At 70.1% G+C, this 19,260-nt stretch carries 17 protein-coding genes and 1 pseudogene; 9 read left to right on the forward strand and 9 right to left on the reverse strand.

Annotation, left to right across the window (positions count from 1 at the left end):
• Positions 1-60: 60 nt before the first annotated feature.
• The 3 genes from AC3WR5_RS20675 to AC3WR5_RS20685 all read left to right on the forward strand — a co-directional run bounded on the left by AC3WR5_RS20675 (position 61) and on the right by AC3WR5_RS20685 (position 3,827).
• Complete coding sequence (locus tag AC3WR5_RS20675) at positions 61-1,440, forward strand: M16 family metallopeptidase (RefSeq protein ID WP_492486768.1); 1,380 nt, start codon at positions 61-63, stop codon at positions 1,438-1,440.
• A complete protein-coding gene (locus AC3WR5_RS20680; RefSeq protein ID WP_492486770.1) occupies positions 1,440-2,918 on the forward strand; it encodes a M16 family metallopeptidase in 1,479 nt (492 codons plus the stop codon). Before AC3WR5_RS20675 ends, AC3WR5_RS20680 begins: the two co-directional genes overlap by 1 nt.
• 234 nt (positions 2,919-3,152) lie before the next feature.
• Complete coding sequence (locus tag AC3WR5_RS20685; RefSeq protein ID WP_492486772.1) at positions 3,153-3,827, forward strand: DUF2087 domain-containing protein; 675 nt, start codon at positions 3,153-3,155, stop codon at positions 3,825-3,827.
• 4 nt (positions 3,828-3,831) lie between these two features.
• Here the strand turns inward: AC3WR5_RS20685 and AC3WR5_RS20690 are convergent, their stop codons facing one another.
• From AC3WR5_RS20690 to AC3WR5_RS20725, 8 genes are all read right to left on the reverse strand, one after another.
• Entirely contained in the window at positions 3,832-4,539 is a 708-nt protein-coding gene (locus AC3WR5_RS20690; protein ID WP_492486774.1) for a class I SAM-dependent methyltransferase, read from the reverse strand.
• Positions 4,540-4,602: 63 nt separating this feature from the next.
• On the reverse strand, positions 4,603-4,869 hold the full coding sequence (locus AC3WR5_RS20695) for a helix-turn-helix domain-containing protein (protein ID WP_492486776.1): 267 nt from the start codon (positions 4,867-4,869) through the stop codon (positions 4,603-4,605).
• Positions 4,870-4,905: 36 nt separating this feature from the next.
• Positions 4,906-6,003, reverse strand: coding sequence for a rhodanese-like domain-containing protein (locus AC3WR5_RS20700; RefSeq protein WP_492486811.1), 1,098 nt, complete (start codon positions 6,001-6,003; stop codon positions 4,906-4,908).
• A gap of 165 nt (positions 6,004-6,168) precedes the next feature.
• Positions 6,169-8,403 carry a glucans biosynthesis glucosyltransferase MdoH gene (gene mdoH / locus AC3WR5_RS20705; RefSeq protein WP_492486778.1) on the reverse strand — a complete coding sequence of 745 codons (2,235 nt, stop codon included), beginning with the start codon at positions 8,401-8,403 and terminating at the stop codon, positions 6,169-6,171.
• Positions 8,376-9,983 carry an OpgD/OpgG family glucan biosynthesis protein gene (locus AC3WR5_RS20710; protein WP_492486780.1) on the reverse strand — a complete coding sequence of 536 codons (1,608 nt, stop codon included), beginning with the start codon at positions 9,981-9,983 and terminating at the stop codon, positions 8,376-8,378. Before AC3WR5_RS20710 ends, mdoH begins: the two co-directional genes overlap by 28 nt.
• 185 nt (positions 9,984-10,168) lie before the next feature.
• A complete protein-coding gene (locus AC3WR5_RS20715) occupies positions 10,169-11,605 on the reverse strand; it encodes a sigma 54-interacting transcriptional regulator (protein ID WP_492486782.1) in 1,437 nt (478 codons plus the stop codon).
• Positions 11,602-12,243, reverse strand: coding sequence for a hypothetical protein (locus AC3WR5_RS20720; RefSeq protein WP_231012905.1), 642 nt, complete (start codon positions 12,241-12,243; stop codon positions 11,602-11,604). The genes AC3WR5_RS20715 and AC3WR5_RS20720 overlap by 4 nt, the downstream gene beginning before the upstream one ends.
• On the reverse strand, positions 12,236-13,699 hold the full coding sequence (locus AC3WR5_RS20725; protein ID WP_231012904.1) for a HAMP domain-containing sensor histidine kinase: 1,464 nt from the start codon (positions 13,697-13,699) through the stop codon (positions 12,236-12,238). Before AC3WR5_RS20725 ends, AC3WR5_RS20720 begins: the two co-directional genes overlap by 8 nt.
• 134 nt (positions 13,700-13,833) lie before the next feature.
• Here AC3WR5_RS20725 and AC3WR5_RS20730 point away from each other — a divergent pair, with 134 nt between their 5' ends.
• The 6 genes from AC3WR5_RS20730 (at position 13,834) to AC3WR5_RS20755 (ending at position 19,049) form a co-directional block, all read left to right on the forward strand.
• The gene (locus AC3WR5_RS20730; RefSeq protein WP_492486784.1) at positions 13,834-15,162 is read left to right on the forward strand and encodes a tryptophan--tRNA ligase; all 1,329 of its coding nucleotides are present in this window, start codon (positions 13,834-13,836) and stop codon (positions 15,160-15,162) included.
• Positions 15,159-16,220 (forward strand): MBL fold metallo-hydrolase, encoded by a 1,062-nt coding sequence (locus AC3WR5_RS20735; protein WP_492486786.1) that lies wholly within the window; start codon positions 15,159-15,161, stop codon positions 16,218-16,220. Before AC3WR5_RS20730 ends, AC3WR5_RS20735 begins: the two co-directional genes overlap by 4 nt.
• Positions 16,221-16,331: 111 nt before the next feature.
• Positions 16,332-17,825, forward strand: a complete 1,494-nt coding sequence (locus AC3WR5_RS20740; RefSeq protein WP_492486788.1) for a DUF805 domain-containing protein — start codon at positions 16,332-16,334, stop codon at positions 17,823-17,825.
• A 172-nt stretch (positions 17,826-17,997) separates the two neighbouring features.
• Positions 17,998-18,306 (forward strand): YlcI/YnfO family protein, encoded by a 309-nt coding sequence (locus tag AC3WR5_RS20745; protein ID WP_492486790.1) that lies wholly within the window; start codon positions 17,998-18,000, stop codon positions 18,304-18,306.
• The gene (locus AC3WR5_RS20750; RefSeq protein ID WP_492486792.1) at positions 18,303-18,623 is read left to right on the forward strand and encodes a type II toxin-antitoxin system RelE/ParE family toxin; all 321 of its coding nucleotides are present in this window, start codon (positions 18,303-18,305) and stop codon (positions 18,621-18,623) included. The genes AC3WR5_RS20745 and AC3WR5_RS20750 overlap by 4 nt, the downstream gene beginning before the upstream one ends.
• Positions 18,624-18,671: 48 nt before the next feature.
• Entirely contained in the window at positions 18,672-19,049 is a 378-nt protein-coding gene (locus AC3WR5_RS20755) for a GXWXG domain-containing protein (protein WP_492486794.1), read from the forward strand.
• Between the two features lie 18 nt (positions 19,050-19,067).
• Here AC3WR5_RS20755 and AC3WR5_RS20760 read toward each other — a convergent pair.
• Positions 19,068-19,260 (reverse strand): annotated as a pseudogene (locus AC3WR5_RS20760) (hypothetical protein); the annotation flags it as partial.

Raw genomic sequence — 19,260 nt, forward strand, 5'->3', positions numbered from 1 at the left:
GATGGGCGGACGATAAATGTTTGTATCCTGCGGAGCTGTCGATTTCTCTCGGAGAACTGCATGCTTTTGCAAACAAGCCGGCGCGCCTGGCTTGCCCGGGCGGCCCTGCTGGCCGCCGCCGGTGCGCTGCCGGCCTGGGTCGTGGCCGCTGCGCCCGCCACGACGCCGGTGGCCCTGGCCGTCGCGCCGATGAAGTTCAAGCGCCGCACGCTGGCCAACGGCCTGGAGGTGATTGCCGAGCCCGGTGGCACCGGCGGCAGCGTCAGTGTGCAGGTCTGGTACCGCGTGGGCGGCAAGGACGATCCGGTCGGCCGCTCCGGCTTTGCGCACCTCTTCGAGCACCTGATGTTCAAGAGCACGCGTTACATGAAGAGCGAGCAGTTCGACCGGCTGACCGAGGACGTGGGCGGCCAGAACAATGCCTTCACCGCCGAGGACGTCACCGCCTACTTCGCCACCGTGCCCTCGCACCACCTGGAGCGCATCCTGTGGGCCGAGGCCGAGCGCATGGTGAACCTCAATGTGGACGAGGCGAACTTCAAGAGCGAGCGCGCGGTGGTCGAGGAAGAGTTCCGCCAGCGCGTGCTGGCGAACCCCTACGGCCGGCTGTTCGAGGCGATGGCACCGAATGCCTTCATCGACCACCCGTACAAGCGGCCGGTGATCGGCAGCATCGAGGACCTGGAGTCGGCCTCGCTGGATGACGTGCGCGCCTTCCATTCGACCTTCTACCGGCCCGACAACGCGGTGCTGATCGTCACCGGCGACTTCGACGGCGCGCAGCTGGACCAGTGGGTGGACCGCTACTTCGGCCCGCTGAAAAAACCCGACACGCCCATCCCGCGCGTGAACGTGAAAGAGCCGGTGCGCACGCAGTCCAGGCAGGTCGCGCTGACCGGCCCGAACGTGCCGCTGCCAGCGGCCGTGCTGATCTGGCAGGCGCCCAACGCGGCCGACAAGGACGCTGCCGCGTTCCAGGTCATCCAGGGCCTGTTGGCCGGCGGCGAGTCGTCGCGCCTGAACGAGTCGCTGGTGTATCGCCAGCGCATCGCCCAGTCCGCCGGCATGGAGCCGATGCTGCACACCGACGCTGGCGCCATCGCCGTCTACGCGATTGCCTCCGGCCAGCGCCAGCCGCAAAGCCTGGTGGCACCGCTGCATGCCGAGCTGGCCAGGCTGGCCAAGGGCCCGATCCCCGCCGCCGAGCTGGACAAGGTCAAGACCCAGTTGCTGACCGCCGCGCTGAACGGCCGCCAGACCTCGCTGGGCCGCGGCACGTCCATCGGCTGGGCGATGATCCACGACAAGGACCCCGAGGCCGTGAACCGCGAGCTGACCGAGCTGCAGGCCGTCACCGCGGCCGACGTGCAGCGTGTGCTGCGCCAGTACGTGATCGGCAAGCCCGCCGTCACGCTGTTCTACACCCAGGAGGCGAAGTGATGAGCCGTTCGCTGAACCTGATGCTGCGCCCGGTCGCGGCGCTGTTGGTCACCGCTTTCGCCGCCGGCGCTTGGGGCCTCACGCCTGGCGTGGACGCCCCGCCCGAGCCCGGCACGCCGCGCCCGCTGGTCGTGCCGGCCTTCGAAGAGGCCAAGCTGCCCAACGGCGTGCGCGTGGTCGTCGCGCCGCGCCACGCGCTGCCCATCGTCTCGGTCTCGCTGCACCTGCGCCTGGGCGCCGCGGCCGACACCGACGGCCACGCCGGCCTGGCCAGCCTCACCGCCGCACTGCGCACCAAGGGCGCGACGCGCAACGGCAAGGCGCTGGACGCCACGCAGATCGCCCGCCAGGCCGAAGCGCTGGGCAGCACGCTGGACTCGGCCGCCGACTGGCGCGGCTCGGCGCTGACCATGACCGTCGCGACCTCCAAGCTGGCCGACGCCACCGCGCTGATCACCGACGCGACGCTGCACCCCACGCTGTCCGAAGCCGAACTCGGCCGCCTGCGCGAGCAGACCGCGGACGCACTGAAGCTCAGCCTCAGCGACCCGATGGCGCTGGCCGGCCTGGCCGCGCGCCGCGCCTGGTGGGGCGCCAGCGTCTTCGGCGGCTCGACCACGCCAGCCAGCCTGGCCCGCATCCAGCGCAAGGACGTGCTGGCCTTCCACCAGCAGCAACTGCGCCCCGAGCTGGCCACGCTGGTCGTCTCGGGCGACGTGACGCTGGAACAGGCCGTCGCGCTGGCCACGCGCCAGCTCGGCGCCTGGAAAGGCAAGCGCATGGCGCTGCCCGAGCCGCGCAACGAGCCGGCCGCAGCCGTCACCCCGGCCACCGTGCTGGTCAACCTGCCGGGCGCCGGGCAAAGCGGCGTCGTCGTGATGGCGCCTTCGGTCGCCTATGACGCACCGGACCGCCGCGTGGCCCAGGTGGCCGGCGCGGTACTGGGCGGCGGCTACTCGGCGCGGCTGAACCAGGAAGTGCGCATCAAGCGCGGCCTGAGCTACGGCGCCTCCGCCGGGCAGGACTTCCAGGCCGTGGGCGGCCTGCTCAGCGCCGCCACGCAGACCAACAACGCCACCGCGGCGCAGGTCGTCGAGCTGATGCGCGGCGAGGTCGTGAAGATGGGCGAGGCGGCGCCGGCTGCCGAAGAGCTGGACGCCCGCAAGGCCACCCTGGTCGGCAACTTCGGCCGCCAGATCGAGACCACCGGCGGCCTCAGCGCCGTCGCAATGGACCTGATCGCCCGCGGCCGCCCGCTGAGCGACGCGCAAAAACATGCCCCCGAAGTCATGGCCGTCACCGCCGAGCAGGTGCGCGCCTACGCCGCCGGCCACTGGACCCCAGCCTCGCTGCGCACCGTGGTGGTGGGCGACCTGGGCGCTGCCGGCGACGCATTGAAGAAGCTGGACGACAAGGCGCTGGTGCTGGACGCGGCGCAGTTGGACCTGGAAGCGCCAGGGCTGAGCAAGAAGCCCTGAACGCTGAGCGGCCGGTGGCGCGCCCTGCCACCGGCCGCTCCGCTACACTGATCGCCTGGTCGGCAGTTCACCCAGGCGTCACCGTGCAGCGGCTTCTTCCGCTGCAAGCTAAACCTGCCCTGATCCTCTTGGTTGATTCGCAACCCTTCGGTTCCACGCCTTTGGCGTGCGCCGCTGCAAGCCGGTGACCCCAGCCCGTTCGAGAGAGCGGCGCGCGCACGCAGGAGTGCACCGATGCCTGAATCCCATCCTTCCTTTCTCGAAACGGCCGATCGTGGCCGCCGCTTGCAGCCGCTGCATTGCGAAGATCTTTCGACCTTCGCCAAGTCGCTGCGGCGCGAGCTGAGCGACCACTTGAGCGCACAAGGTGCGCCGAGCGACACGGCACCCAGCCACCTGCAACTGCTCAACATGCTGGCCCGCGCCGCCGGCCACCGCAACCTGCAGGCCTTGCAGGCCGCGCCAGTCGCGGTAATGGCCACAGCTGCCGAAGCCGACCCGTGGGCCGCCACCGAATTGCCTGAGCCGGCCGCCAACGAAGAAGCCGCAGCGCCACGCGAGTCGCTGAGCCCCAACGCCGCCAAGGCGCTGACCCAGTTCGACGCCTGGGGCCGGCTGGCCCGCTGGCCGCACAAGTTCAGCGTGCAGCGGCTGGCGATGTGGGCGCTGTGGACGCGCTTCGAACCCAACCGCCGCTACACCGAGCGCGAGGTCAACGAGCTGCTGAAAGCCTGGACCACCTGGGGCGACCACGTCACGCCGCGGCGCGAGCTGGTCGAAATGAAGCTGATCAGCCGGCTGCCGGACTGCTCGGCCTACTGGAAGAACCCGCAGCGGCCCAGCGACGAAGTGCAGGGCCTGCTGCGCGCTTTGCGCGGCCAGCAGAAGCGGCCGCAGCGCGCGGGCTGATGCTTCAGAGGCCGCCGCGCTGGTACAGCAGCGCGCGGCCCTTGTAGGCCAGCACGCCCGCGGAGGCGACCCGGTCCAGCCGCTCCTCGCGCCGCTCGAAGCCCAACGCCAGCATCAGACGGTTGAAGACCGCCCGGTTGTCGCGGTCCGGGTCGATGATCCAGACTTCCGCCTGCGCCATCGCATGCCGGCCGATGAAGCCGGCCAGCGCGGCGCTGGCGTCGCGGTCGTACAGCAGGTCGCTGCCGATCAGCAGGTCGAAGCGGCCGGTGACGGACGCTGCTGCGTCGGGGTCGCGCGCCACCAGTTCCGCCGGGTTGGCCAGCACCCAGTCGCCGTGGCGGTATTTCATCGGCGGCAGCTCATTGAGGCGCAGGTTTTCCAGCAGGAAACCATCGGCCAGCGGGTGGCAGTCACTGGCGGTGATGTCCGCGCCGCGCCGGTGCGCCACCAGGCTGGCCAGCGCCAGCCCGCAACCCAGCTCCAAGATGCGCTCGCCGGCCCGCACCGGGCGCAGCGCCATGCGCGCGGCCAGCGAATGGCCCGATGGCCACAGCAGCCCGAACAGCGACCAAGACGCAGACGAAATGCCCAGGCGCTCGGCAATGCCCAGCGGATCGGCAAACTGGTTGCGGTCCAGCAGCGAGCGGATCGTCAGCGACGCCACGCCGTCAACGGCGATGTCTTCCTGCTTGGTGAGATAGCCTGGCACGGCATGGGCACGAAGCCCGCGCAGAGCGCCTCGAAGAGGGAAAAGGTGGCCGAGTATGAGGCCTCAGGCCGCCGGCTCGCCGGCAGGCGGCTGCAGCCGGGTGGAAATGCCGTACAGCGCCAGCAGGCCCATGACATGCCCGATCGCCACGCCAGGCTCGCCGGCTTCGATGCGGCCGATGGTCTGCACATGCACGCCCAGGCGGGCCGCCGCCGCGGCCTGCCCCTCGCCAGCGGCAGTGCGTGCCAGCCTGGCGGCCGCCCCCATGTCCTTGATGGCCTGGAGGGCCTCATCGCCAATGTCGACCGAAATCCGTTTGCCTTGCGCCATTGGCGGATTCTCGCCGCACGGCGAACCGAAAACGCCTCAGCCGGCCGGCAGTTCGCCGGTTGCCGCCATGCTGCCCGGCGCCACCGGCAGCGACTCGCTGTGCCAGCGCAGCATGCCGCCGGCCAGGTTGGCCACGCGCGTGAAGCCGTTTTTGCTCAGCAGCACGCTGGCCTGCGCCGAACGCACGCCGGAACGGCAGACGGCCACCACCGGCTGCTCGCGGTCCAGCTCGTCCAGCCGGCTGAGCAACTGCGACAGCGGCACCAGATGCGCACCCGAGAGGTGGCCCAGGCGATCCAGGAATTCTGGCTGCTCGCGCACGTCGACGATCTGCACCTCACCGGCCCGCTCCAGCAAGGCCATCGGCTCGATCTCCCAGACGCCGCTGAAGCGCAGCGTGAGCGGCGCCCAGCCGGGCTGCTCGGCCGGTGGCGCGTCGCCCTCGGGCCGGCCGCAGCGCAGGTTGGCCGGCACGGCCACGGCCATCAGCTTGGGGTGCGGCAGGCCCAGGTGGTTCATGTAGCCGGTGAAGTCGCCTTCGTCCACGTTTCCGCCCAGGCGCGGGTTGAAGCGGCGCTCCTCGGCCACGCTGGTGACGGTCACGCCGCGGTAGTCGTGCGCCGGGTACAGCAGGCAGTCCTCGGGCAGGCTGAGGATGTGCTCGCGCACCGAGGCGAAAAGCTGCTGCGGGCTGCCCTGCTGGAAGTCGGTCCGGCCACAGCCGCGGATCAGCAGGCTGTCGCCGGTGAAGGCCATGTGCTGGTCGTCCAGCACATAGGTCAGGCAACCGTTGGTGTGGCCAGGCGTGGCGCGCACGGTGAGGAAACGCTCGCCAAAGGCGATGCGGTCGCCGTGGCGCAGCGGCCGGTCCACCAGCTCGGCGCCCGCCGCCTCGGCCAGCGCGATCTGGCTGCCGCAGCGCTGCTGCAAACGCCAGGCGCCGGTGACGTGGTCGGCGTGCACATGGGTGTCCAGCGTGGCGACCAGGCGCAGGCCCAGCTCCTGCACCAGCGCCAGGTCCCGCGGCACCTGCTCGAACACCGGATCGATCAGCAAGGCCTCGCCGCTGGCGCTGTCGCCCAGCAGGTAGGTGTAGGTGGACGAGGTCGGGTCGAAGAGTTGGCGAAAGATCAGCATGGTGCGGGCCGGAGAGGGAAAGCCAGCGCGATGATCACATGCCTGGCACCGCCCTCAGCCCCGAACCGACCCGATAAGCTCATGCGGAAACCGCATGTCCCCAGAACGGAAAAAAGGGCACGCCCTGCGGCGCGCCCTCTTTGTTTCTGGCGACTGGCCCGCTCAGTGCGGCATCGCGTTCCCGGCCATCGCCGCGTGCAGCAGGCGCAGGCTGTGCGGCTCGTTCAGGAAGCGCAGCTGCTCGGACTTGGCGGCCGGCTGGTTGCTGCGGCTGAGCTGCAGCACGCGCTGGCGGCGTTGCTCACCGCGCAGGCCGCGGCCGGTGCGGCGCGGGCCCACCGCTTGCAGCGCCAGCGAGGCCAGGCGAGGCAGGTCGGCCAGCAGCGCCGCACCCTTGAGCACCGGCTGGGTGGCGTAGTGGTGGGCGTAGTGCCAGGCCTGGCGCAGCACCGCGGGCGAGCGGGCTTCTTCGGGGATCAGCAGCCAGTTGGCATCACGCAGGCGCTGGCCCAGCGCGCCGTGGGCGCTCATCACCGTGAACGGGATGGCCAGCAGCAGCGGCAAGCCCATCGGCAGCAGCCACAGTGCGGCCACCGGCGAAGCCGCGTAAATGCCGGCCATCAGCAGCGCGACGACGGCGCTCAGCGAGCCGAAGCGGCGGGTCGCGTCGCCCCAGCTCAGGTCGCTGGCTTCCCGCGGGGGCGAGGTCCATTCCAGCTTCCAGCCGGTCAGGCCGCCGATCACGAACAGGCTGTGCGCAGCCATGCGCAGCGGTGCCTGCAGCATGGACATGCCGGCTTCCAGCGCCGAGCTGCCGATCAGCTTCAAGCTGCCGCCGAACTCGGCCTGCTCGCCGCGCAGGATGACCGCCAGCACGCCCAGCACACGGGGCATCGCCAGCATCAGCGCGGTCGAGGCCCACAGCGTGGCGACCGAGCGGCCGGCCAGCAGCGTGGGGGTGTTGTCGCCGGCGCCGGTCAGCCACAGCGACACGCCGAGCACCACGTAGGCCAGCCACAGCGGGGCCGACAGGTAGGCCATCGCGCCGGTGCCCAGCATCGCGCGGTGCACGCTCTTCAGGCCGGGCTCAGCGATCAGGCGGGCGTTCTGCAGGTTGCCCTGGCACCAGCGGCGGTCGCGCTGCAGTTCGGCCAGCAGGTGCGGCGGCTGTTGTTCGTAGCTGCCTTCCAGGTCGTTGACCAGCCAGACTTCGTAGCCGGCACGGCGCATCAGCGCGGCTTCGACGAAGTCGTGCGACAGGATCTCGCCGGCCAGTGCGCCGGTGCCCGGCAGCGTGGCCAGGCCACAGTGCTGCATGAAGGGCTCGACGCGGATGATGGCGTTGTGGCCCCAGTAGTGGGCCTCGCCCAGCTGCCAGAACTGCATGCCGGCGGTGAACAGGCGGCCGGTGACGCGGCTGGCGAACTGCTGCGCGCGGGCATGCAGCGTGGCGTGGCCTGCGGCGCGCGGGGCGGTCTGCAGGATGCCGGCGCGCGGGTTGGCTTCCATCAGGCGGGCCAACGTGACCAGGGTGTCGCCGCTCATCACGCTGTCGGCGTCCATCACCACCATGTAGCGGTAGTCCTTGCCCCAGCGGCGGCAGAAGTCGGCCACGTTGCCGGCCTTGCGCTTGGTGCGGCGCTGGCGCCAGCGGTAGTACACGCGCAGCTCGCTGCCGGCTTCGCTCAGCTGCTGGCGCAGCGCGTGCCAGGCGCGCAGTTCGGCGGCGCGCAGCGTCGGGTCGCTGGTGTCGGACAGCACGAACATGTCGAAGACGCGCTGCGCACCGGTGGCGCTGAGCGACTCGCAGGTCGCGCGCAGCCCGGCGAACACGGTGGCCACGTCCTCGTTGCAGATCGGCATGATGACCGCGGTGCGCGCATCGGCCGGCAGCGTCATGCCTTCGACCGACTTGGCCGACAGCGCGTGCGGGTCGCCCTTGAGCGTGACGATGAAGCCCATCACCGCGGTCACGGCACCGGCCGAAACCCAGGCGAACAGCAGCGTGAACAGCAGCAGTTGGGCGGCTTCCAGTGCGTCGCTGCCGGCGCCCGGCTGCGAGCTCCACATCAGGCCGGCGGCCATCAGGCTGGCGCCCAGGGTCCAGAACATCAGCCAGTTGCGGCGCTTGGCCGCAGCGCCTTCCCAGGCCGCCTTGGGCTGGGCTTCCAGCTTGGCGACGCTCTCGCGCCACGGCGCATCGGCCGCGGCCTGCTCGCCGCGCAGCCGGGCGGCCACGCCCAGCCAGCGCGTGGGCACCATGCTGCCGCGATGGATGGCTGGCATGCCGGGCACGTTGGAGGTTCCGTTCGTGGCGCGGCTGGCCACGACGGGGCGTGCGTACGACGCGGTATTGCCGCGTGCGCGCTTCATTGCGCTGTCAGGAGATGCGTCCATGTTTCACTCACGGTGTCGTTGCCAGATTGGAGGAAGGCCCGCAGTTCGACCGGCTTCGTCGGGTCGACGGTCATCACGCGCAGGGCCAGTCGCCAGGCGCCGTTGGCGCTGACGCGGTACAGGGTTTGTTCTTCGATGCGGCCGTTGCCGTCGGCCGAGACCACGGCGCGCAGCGGCGCCTGCTTGGCACCGGCCGGCACTTCGGCGGCCGAGGCTTCGAGCTTGTCCAGCGCAGGGCCGGCGAAGTCGACGATGAGCTGCTGCTCGTTGTCCTTCAGCGTCGCGTAGCTGCGGCCCACTCGCGTCTGGGTGACCCAGCCGGCCGGCGGGCGCTGCTGCTGCTCGCCCTGCCAGTCCACGCGCCAGGCAATGTCCAACACCTGGCCCGGGGCCGGCAACGTGGCCGGCACCCAGTAGGCGACGATGTTGTCGTTGGTCTCGTCGGGCGTGTGCAGCTGCACCAGCTCCACGCGGCCGGTGCCCCAGTCGCCCAGCGGCGTGATCCAGGCCGAAGGCCGGCGCTCGTAGCTGGCTTCGCTGTCTTCGTAGCTGCTGAAGTTGCGGTCGCGCTGCATCAGGCCGAAGCCCTTGGGCGAGCGCATGCCAAACGAGGTGGTCAGCGTGGACTTGGGGTTCTGCAGCGGGCGCCACAGCCATTCACCGTCGCCGGTGGCCATCATCAGGCCATCGCTGTCGTGCACTTCGGGACGGAAGTCGCTGCGGTGCGGCTGGTTCTCGCCAAACGAGAACATGCTGGTCAGCGGCGCGATGCCCAAGGTCTTGATCGGCTCCTTGGTGTCACGCAGCACCAGCTTCGCGTGCACGCTGACCTGCGTGGTGACGCCGGGCGTGATGTCGAAGCGATAGGCGCCGGTGACACGCGGCGAGTCCATCAGCGCCAGCACGACCAGCGACTTGGCATCGGCCGCGGGGCGCTGCAGCCAGAAGTCGGTGAAGCGCGGGAATTCCTCGCCCTTCAGGCCGCCGGCGGTGTCCACCGCCAGGCCACGGGCCGACAGGCCGTAGTGCTGCCCCGCGCCCAGCGCGCGGAAGTAGCTGGCGCCCTGGAAGACCACCAGCTCGTCCTTGTAGGCGGCGCCGGGCGTCATCTGGGTGTGCACGCGGAAGCCGGCATAGCCGATGTCGCCCCAGGCGGCCGGGTCGAAGGTCTTCTTGAAGTCGTAGCTGAAGTCGGCGGCATCGAACTTGAAGTCGCGGCTGGCGTCGCCGTTCAGCTCGTGCAGGCGCACCGGCTCGGTCTGGTACTTGCCGAGGTGGAAGAACATCAGCTCGAACGGCAGCTGCTGTTCACGCCAGACCGCACGCGCCGGCTTGAAGCGGATGGACCGCATCTGGTCGTACGTCAGGTCTTTCAGCGCCTGCGGCGTGCTGCTGGGCGTGGGCTGGTAGGGCTGGGCGGCCAGGGCCTGGGCCTTCTGGGCCAGCGTGTCGAGATCCATCGCCGCCGAAGTGGCGGCAGTCGCTGCCTGCGCCAGCAGCGCCAGCGGCAAGGCCAGCACCGCAGCCTGCCAGCGGCGGCGGCCGATGCGAGGCAAAGAGGGGTTGGCGGAAGTAGTCATTGCGGTGCTTTACCGCAAAGCCTGTGCCACCCCATTTTTCTCTTTCAAATCAATGACTTGAGCAAATCAGGCCGTCCCATCCCCCCTTTCGGGGGAGAAAAGCGTCGCCGTTCAGCGACAGCTTCTCGGGGCTTACCCTCTCCTGTTTCGCAAGTGCCTGATTTCGTTAAGAAAATTCGCTGTCGCTAGCCGGCGACAGGCGGTTGCTGCACTGCGCCATCGCTGTCGCCATCCGGCGACTCGCTGCGAAACAGGCCGGGCGTCAGGCCGTTCTTCTGCAGCAGGCGGTAGAACTCGGTCCGGTTACGGTCGGCCAGCCGCGCAGCGTCGGCGACCTGGCCGTCGGTCAGCTTCAGCAGGCCGACCAGGTAGTCGTGCTCGAAGCGGCGACGGGCCTCAGCGTAGGTGAGCACCTCCACTGTCGGCACCCGCAACGCGCGCTGCACCAGCGCCAGCGGGATCAGCGGTGCGGTGGCCAGCGCGCAGACCTGTTCGACGGCGTTGTGCAGCTGGCGCACATTGCCGGGCCAGGCGGCAGTCGCCAGGGCGCTCAGTGCGTCCGGCGCAAAGCCGTTGAGCTTCTTGTCGTACTTGGCGGCCAGGCGCTGCAGGAAGTGCTGGGCCAGCAGTGGAATGTCCTCGCGCCGCTCGGCCAGCGTGGGCAGCGTCAGCGTCACCACGTTGAGCCGGTAGTAAAGGTCCTCGCGGAACTCCCCGCTGGCCAGCGCCGCCTCCAGGTCGCGGTGGGTGGCCGAGAGGATGCGCACGTCCACCGCGATCGACTGCTGCGCGCCCACCGGCCGCACCTGGCGCTCCTGCAGCACGCGCAGCAGCTTGACCTGCAGCGCCGGCGGCATGTCGCCGATCTCGTCCAGGAACAGCGTGCCGCCATGCGCGCTCTGGAACAGCCCGCGGTGGTTGGTGACCGCGCCGGTGAACGCGCCTTTCACGTGGCCGAACAGCTCGGATTCCAGCAGCGCCTCGGGAATGGCGCTGCAGTTGACCGCCACGAACGGCCCGGCGGCGCGCGGCCCGGCGCGGTGGATGGCCTGCGCCAGCAGTTCCTTGCCGCTGCCGCTTTCGCCGCGGATCAGCACCGAGGCGTCTCCGGCCGCGACCAGCCTGGCCTCGGCCAGCACCTCGTCCATCACGGCCGAGCGGCTGACGATCTCCTCGCGCCAGGCGTCGCGCTGCTTGCCGGCCGCCGGGCGTGCGGCGGTCGAGACAGCCAGCGCACGGTCCACCGCGGCCAGCAGGTCCTTGCCGTCGAACGGCTTGGTCAGGTAGCTGAAGACGCCACGCAGCGTCGCCTCCACCGCATCGGGAATCGTGCCGTGTGCGGTCAGCAGGATGACCGGCAGGCCGGGGTAGCGGCTCTGCACCGCGTCGAACAGCTGCAGACCGTCCAGGCCGGGCAGCCGCACGTCGCTCAGCACCAGCTGCGGCCGCAGCACGTCCAGCCGCGCCAGTGCGTCTTCGGCGCTGGCCACCGCGGTCACCGCATGGCCGGCGGCGTTCAGCCGCAGCGACAGCAGGCGCAGCAGGTCGGCGTCGTCGTCGACGACCAGGATGCGGGTCTTGGCTGCCGCGCTGGCCGGCGCGGCGGGGGCGCCAGCGCTCACCGCCCGTCTCCCGGCCGGCGCGGCGCCAGCGAACGCTCGATGGCCTTCAGCGCTTCGAGCTGGCCATTGAGCTGGTCGATGCGGCGCTGGGTGTCGCGCATCTGCGCAGCCTGGCGGTCCAACTGCTCTTCGAGTCGCTTCTGCTCGGCCGCTCGCGGCAGCAGCAGCCTGGCCCAGAAGGCCCAGGGCTGGGCCGCAGGGTCGGCCTGCTTCTGCAGCGTGTCCAGCACGCCCCAGGCGCGCGCCGAATCGCCGGCAGCGCGGGTGTTCAGCCACAACAGCGCCAGGTGCAGCGCGGTGGGCGGCAAAGCCGGCTCGGCGGCCAGACGCGAAGCCTGCAGCGCGACCTGCTCCGGCGTGGACTGGCGCAGCTCTTCCTGCCAGGCCTGCAGCTGGCGGCCCGCGTCGTCGATCGGGTCATGCGGCGCCGAGGCCGGCGGTGGCGGGGGCGGCGGCACGCTGGCCGGCGCGGAAGGCGGCTCCGGCGGCGCACTGGCGGCTGGCGCCGGTGTGGGCGGCTTGGGCTGCAGCAGCTCGCAGCCGCCCAGCGCGAAGGCGCAGGCCAACACGCCCACTGGCAACAACAACCGGGCGTGGTGCAACAAAGGTCCCTTCAACTGGCAAAAACGTTCAGGCATGGGTGGCATGTGCAGACGCGGGGGTCACCACAGCAAGCGGCGAGCCCAGCGGCAGGAGGATTCGAAAACAGGCACCGCCGGCATCGGCAGCCAGCACGATCTGGCCGCCATGGGCAGCGACCTGCTCGCGCACGATGGACAGGCCGATGCCGCTGCCGCGCGGCTGGTTTTCGGGCTGCACGGTGCCGCGGAAAAACGGGTCGAAGATGCGCTCGCGTTCTTCGTCGGGCACGCCGGGGCCCTGGTCGCTGACCTGCAGCACCGCCTGGCCGCTCAGCGTACCGACCCACCAGCGGATCTGGCCGCCCGGCGGGCTGAAGCGGATCGCATTGGACAGCAGGTTGCCCAGCGCCATGCCCAGGCGCTCCGGGTCCACCGGCAGCACCAGGCGCTCGTCACCCTCGACCAGCAGCTTCAGCCCGCGCGCCTGCCACTGCAGCCGCTGGGCCTCGACGACCTGCTGCAGCAGCGAGCGCAGCACCGTGGGCCGGCGCTGCAGCCGGCTGGCGTCGAAGGCCGCGGCGTTGTAGCGCAGCAGGTCCTCGATCTGCTGCTGCAGCACCGCGGTGTTGTGCTGCAGGATGCCGACGATCTCGGCCTGGTCGGTGCTCAGGGCGCCGCCCACGCCGTCCTGCAGCAGCGACACGCCTTCGCGCAGCGCCGCCAGCGGCGTCTTCAGCTCGTGCGAGATGTGGCGCAGGAAGCGATCCTTGTCCTCGTCCAGCTCGGTCAGCCGCAGGCGCAGCCAGTCCAGCTGCTTGCCCAGGCTGGCCAGGTCGGCCGGGCCGCGAATGGCCACCGGCTGGTCCAGCCGGCCTTCGCCCAGCGCGACGATGGCCGTGCCCAGCCGGCGCAGCGGCCGCGTGAGCCACACGCCAAAGGCCAGCGCCGCCAGCGCCGCGACCACGATGGCCACCAGCACCTGCTGCACCAGCAGGCTGCGCTGCGCCTCCAGCGCGCCCTGCAGCGCCTGGTTGCGCTCGGCAATGCTTTGCTGCACCTGCACCGTGAGCCGCCGCGTCAGGTCTTCCAGCACCCGGAATTCGGCGGTGACGGACTGGTCCTGTGCGCCGGCCGGCAAGCCGTGGTCGTCCAGCAGCCGTCCGACCTGGCCAACGCTGCCCACCCATTGCTGGGCCAGCAGCGCGGTGGGCTTGAACTTCAGCAGCGGCGCCAGCAGCCCGCGGGCCTCGCGCGAGGCGTCTTCGAAGCGCTGGCGCAGGCCGCCGTCGCCCAGCACCAGGTACTGGCGCGCGGCGCGTTCCATGTCGGTGCTGCGCTCGACCAGGCCGCCGGTCGCCAGATTCAGCTGGATCGCCTGCTGACCCGCCTCGCGGCTTTTCGCCAGCAGCCCCTGCAATGCCTGCAGCCCGCTCAGCGACACGGCGCCCAGCATCACCGACATCATCACAAAAGCCAGCAGCAGCAGCTGCCGGAACGAGGCACGCAGGACCAAGGGGAAGACTCCGGCCGACAAAGGGTTCACCCGAGTGTAAGGTCCCTGGATTCAAGGGAAGGCGCAGCGCGGGGAAGCTTGCGACAATGCGTAAGCTCCCTGTTTCCTCCATTCCGATTCCCGCCTTGCTGCCCATGTCTTCCGCATCGACCCAGCGCGTCCTGACCGGCGTCACCACCACCGGCATCCTGCACCTGGGCAACTACGTCGGTGCGATCCGCCCGGCGATTGCCGCGAGCCGCGAACCCGGCATCGAGAGCTTCTTCTTCCTGGCCGACTACCACGCGCTGATCAAGTGCGACGACCCGGCCCGCATCGAGCGCTCGCGCATGCAGATCGCCGCGACCTGGCTGGCCGCCGGGCTGGACCCGCAGCGCGTGGTCTTCTACCGCCAGAGCGACATTCCCGAGATCCCCGAGCTGACCTGGCTCTTGACCTGCGTCACCTCCAAGGGCCAGATGAACCGCGCCCACGCCTACAAGGGCGCAGTGGACGCGAACGTGGCCGCTGGCGAAGACCCGGATGCCGGCATCACCATGGGCCTGTACAGCTACCCCATCCTGATGGCCGCCGACATCCTGATGTTCAACGCCCACCGCGTGCCGGTCGGCAAGGACCAGATCCAGCACATCGAGATGGCGCGCGATGTGGCCCAGCGCTTCAACCACCTGTTCGGGGAGCACTTCGTGCTGCCCGAGGCCAACGTCGAGCCCGAGATGGAACTGCTGCCGGGGCTGGACGGCCGCAAGATGAGCAAGAGCTACGACAACAGCGTGCCCTTGTTCCAAGGCGGCGAGAAGGCGCTGCGCGAGGCGATTGCCCGTGTCGTCACCGACAGCAAGCTGCCCGGCGAACCCAAGGAACCCGAAGGCAGCACGCTGATCGCGCTGTTCGACCCCTTTGCCACCGCCGACGAACGCGCCGCCTTCCGCGCCGAGTTGCGCGCCGGACTGGGCTGGGGCGACGCCAAGCAGCGCCTGTTCGAGCAGGTCAACCGGCACATCGGCCCGATGCGCGCGCGCTACGACGCGCTGATGGCGCACCCGGAGCAGCTCGAAGAGATCCTGCAGCAGGGCGCCCAGCGCGCCCGCGCCATCGCCGCGCCCTTCCTCGCCACGCTGCGCGAAGCCGTGGGCCTGCGCCGCTTCCAGCCGCTGGCTCAGGTAGTCCAAGCTTCGAGCATCCCACCAGGAACCCGGTTCGGCACGCCAAAACTAGCCATCTTCAAACAATACCGCGAGGCCGACGGCCAGTTCTATTTCAAGCTCAGCGCGGCCGACGGCCGGGTGCTGCTGCAAAGCCAAGCCTTTGCCGGCGGGCGCGATGCCGGTGAATGGGTCAAGCGCCTGAAGACCGAAGGCGCCGCGGCGCTGGCAGGCGCGCCTGTGGCCAAGGGCGAAGGCGTGGCCGACAGCGAGCTGGCCGATGCGCTGGCCGCCCTCGTCGCGGCAGAAGCGGCGTGAGCGGCCCGGACAAGACCCCGCCCGCGCACCACGTGCCGGGCGGTGGCTACCGCAACGTGGCCGTTGAATTCCGCCCGCGCTCGCTGGGCGAGGTGCTGCGCTGGCGCTGGCAGGCCTCGCGGGACGGCAAGCCCTTCCCCCCGCAAGCGCCCACGCCGCAGGTCGCCCCCGATCTGGCCTACCTGCTGGCCAACCGTGGGGCCGCGCAGCAGCCCGGCGCGACCTGGCTGGGCCATGCCACGGCACTGGTGCAGCTGGGCGGCATCAGCCTGCTGACCGACCCGGTCTTCTCCGAGCGCTGCTCGCCGCTGCCGTTCGCCGGCCCCAAGCGCCACCAGCCACCGGGCATTGCGCTGGCAGAGCTGCCGCACATCGAGCTGGTGCTGGTCTCGCACAACCACTACGACCACCTGGACGCCGCCTCGGTGCAGGCCCTGGCGCGCCAGCCCGGCGGCCCGCCGCAGTTCATCGTGCCGCTGGGGCTGAAGGCCTGGTTCGCCAAGCTGGGCATCGTCAACTGCATCGAGCTGGACTGGTGGCAGGCGCACACGCTGCCAGCCGCCAAGGGCGACGTGACGGTGGAGTTGGTGCCGGCCCAGCACTGGTCGGCCCGCGGCCTGGGCGACCGCATGGCCACGCTGTGGGGCGGCTTTGCCGTCTTCGCGCCGGACTGCCATTTGTTCTACGCCGGCGACACCGCCTACAGCCGCGAATTCGCCCACATGCGCGAGCGCTACGCGCCGCGCCAGAGCCCGGAACACGGCGGCGGTTTTGACCTGGCGCTGCTGCCGATTGGCGCCTACGAGCCGCGCTGGTTCATGGGCTCGCAGCACATCAACGTCGAAGAAGCCTTGCGCATCCACCGCGACCTGGGCGCCAAGCGTTCGCTGGGCCTGCATTGGGGCACGTTTGCGCTGGCCGACGAAGCGGTGGACGAACCACCGCGCGAACTGGCCCGGCAACGCCCGGCCAGCGGCCTGAGCGAAGACGAGTTTTTTGTCACCGCCATTGGCGAGACGCGCCGGCTGCCGGCGCGCGAACATCTACACGACGGTTGACGGGAAGAGGGATGCCCGTGTGGCAAGTGCCGGCCTGGGGAGGCCGCAGCACACGGGCTTGAGCAATCACGCATCAAGGAGCGCCTGAGGGGGCGTGGAGGGGGAGTCGAGATGCAGGACATGGTCAGGCTGGTGTATGCCGGCGAGATCCTGGAGGGCCACGCGGCGGCCACGGTGCAGCAGGCGCTGGCCGAATGGCTGAAGCTGGACGACACGCGCCGCGTGGCGCTGGGTTCGGGCCGGCGGCTGGTCATCAAGAAGGCGCTGGCGGCCGACCAGGCGCACAAGTGGGTGGCGCAGTTCAAGGCCCGCGGGGCGCGCCTGCTGGTCGAGCCGCTGCCGCCGGAAGCGGCAGCGCCAACGCCAACGCCGGCAGCCATGGCGCCGCTGCCCACGATTGCGCCGCCACCGGTGGCCACCGCGCCGGCACCGTTCACGCTGGAACTCGCGCCGCTGGAACCGCCCACCAGCCCGGCGCCGCCGCCCTGGGCCGCGCCGCGAGCCGATGCCAACGTGCCTCAGGCGGCGCGTGGCCCAGACCCCGCTGCCGTGCCGCCGCCGATCAAGACCATCGCGCCAGCGTCCGACGAGATGATGAACTGCCCGGCCTGCGGCGAACGCCAGAGCAAGCGCATCCTGTGCAAGGCCTGCGCCTGCGACATGCCACGCGGCATCGCCGCCAAGGAAGAGGCTGCCGCCGAGGCCCGCGCCGAACGCGAAGCTCAGGCGCAAGCCCGGCGCGAAGCCCGTGGCGGCCCGCGCAAGCCCCCCGCGACCGCCACCGAGCGGCGCCGCGCCGCCATCGCCTCGCGCCAGCGCGGCGAAGAACCCACGCCCTATTTCGGCAGCGACGATGCGCCGCTGTTCGGCCTCAGCTTCGAGGGCCGCATGCCGCGCATGCGCTACTTCTTCTCGGGCTTGCTGTTCTACGTGGGCATCGCCGGGCTGGGCATCCTGCTGGCACTGCTGCCAGGCATGATCTTCAAGGGACTGCTGGGCATTGTCGGCATCGCCGTGCTGATCGTCTGGTCGCTGCGGGTCACGGTGCTGCGACTGCACGACATCGGCCAGAACGGCTGGTGGGTGCTGGTGCTGCTGATCCCCATCATCAACTGGATCGCCACCGTCGCCCTGCTGTTCTATCCCAGCGAGGCCTACGAGAACGAGCATGGCCCCAAGCCGGTGGATGACAGCGGCCGGGGCGTGGTGATCGCACTCGGCGTGCTGATCCTGATGTTCGCCCTGCTGTTGAGCTTGGCCGTGCCCGCCTACAAACGCTACGTGGACAAGGTGAACGAGGAAATGGACGACGACGAGCGCCCGGAAGCCCAGCAGCGCAGCGACGACCCGATGCCCAGCGCCGCCGAGCTGCAGTCTGTGCTGCACAGCCCGCGCGCCGCCGAGCGTTTCCGCGAGGAATACGCCCACGCCAAGGGCCACCGCGCCTTCAGCGTGTCGAACGACGGCGCCTCCGGCTGGGCCTCAGGCGCCTCCAGCATCGACACCGCCGTGCGCGAAGCCCTGGCCAGCTGCGACCACGACCGCCGCGCGTACACCTCGGAGTGCTACATCGTGCACGTGGACACGGACTGGGCGATGCGCTGAGCATCATTCGCGCCGACCCAGCCTGAGGGGGCGACTCGCGAGGAAGTTGCGCCGCAGGGGATGGAAATGGGAAGCCTGGCCCCGGATTGCCTGGGGCGGCGTTGCAGCCCCGGCCTGGTGGCTGCGCTTGGCCAAGCTTGTGGGCGTATATCAACTGCTATACAGTCAATTCATGAGCCGCTCCGCCACCTTGCCCCCCATTCGCATCGCACCCGAAACCAAGACCAGCCTGGAGGCTGTGCTGCGAGAAGGCGAGTCGATGACACAGTTCATCGAGAACGCCGTCCGCCGCGAGGTTGAATTCCGCGCCGAGCAGAACGCAGCAGTTGCGCGTGCGAAGAAGGCACTGCGCAGCGCCGACAAGGGCGAGGGCCTGGTCACGGCCGAGGACTTCCTGGCGGGCATGACGCAGCGTGCCAAGGCGGCGCAGCAGCGCATCCGGGAAGCGGTGGCAGCGAAGCAAGAGCGAGCCTCTGAGTGAGCGAACCCTATCGCGTCATTTCCAGCCTCAGCTTCCAGCAAGACATCGAGCGCCTCGAAGACCACATCATCCTGCGCGAGCTGGCGAGCAACGCGCCCGATGAGACGTGCCTCTTTCGGTTCCGCGATGCGGTCGAACAAGGGATGAGCGTCCTCGCGTTCGCACCGCACACCTGTCGCCGGTCCGAGCAAGACCGGGAATTTCGGGAACTGATCATCCCGTTTGGCAAGGGCGGCTGCGTCTTCCTGTTCGCGATGCGTGACGCGGATGTCGTGCTGCTCGCCGCCAGGGACCAGCACGAGCACGACTACCGCTGACGGCAGCGTAGCGGTCAGTCGCGGCGGTAATACGACGGTCGCGGCGTCATGCTCGGCCCCTGGATCGGCGGCGTCTTCAACACCGGCCACCCCGGCGAGTCACTGCTCAAGAAGATCGGCTGGGTGGGCAAGCACTTTCACAGCGTCCAGGCGGTGGACCCCATCGTCTGCCTGGACGCCGAGGGCCGCCGCGTGGCCAACCCAGTGATGGGCACGGCCCGCCTGCGTTTGATCCCCTCGCCCGGTGAATCAACACCCGCCGCCGCAATGGTCTACGACACCCAACCGATCATCGATCACTTCAAGTTGCTGGATGAGCAGACGGTGCTGGGGGTGATGGATCGGAAGGGGTACGAGGTGGCGTTGCATTTCTATTTAGTCGGCCCTGCAAAATCCATTTCCGGCGCGGCGGCTGTAGTCAATTGATGGCCTGAGCCGCAACGGTCACGCCGCGGACAGGGCATCGAGGCCAGAGCCCCAGTGACGCAGCAGTTGGGCCATGGCCGCCGCATACAGCGCCGATGCGCTCAAGGCCAACAAAAGGCCGCGCAGGCCCAGCTGGGCTATGGCCCGCAGCAGCCAGCGGATGTTGAAGCCCGCCGCGCACAGCACCGCATGCAGCGCGTCGCCCTGCGCG

It is taken from the genome of Ideonella sp. FW305-24 (genome assembly GCF_058788035.1).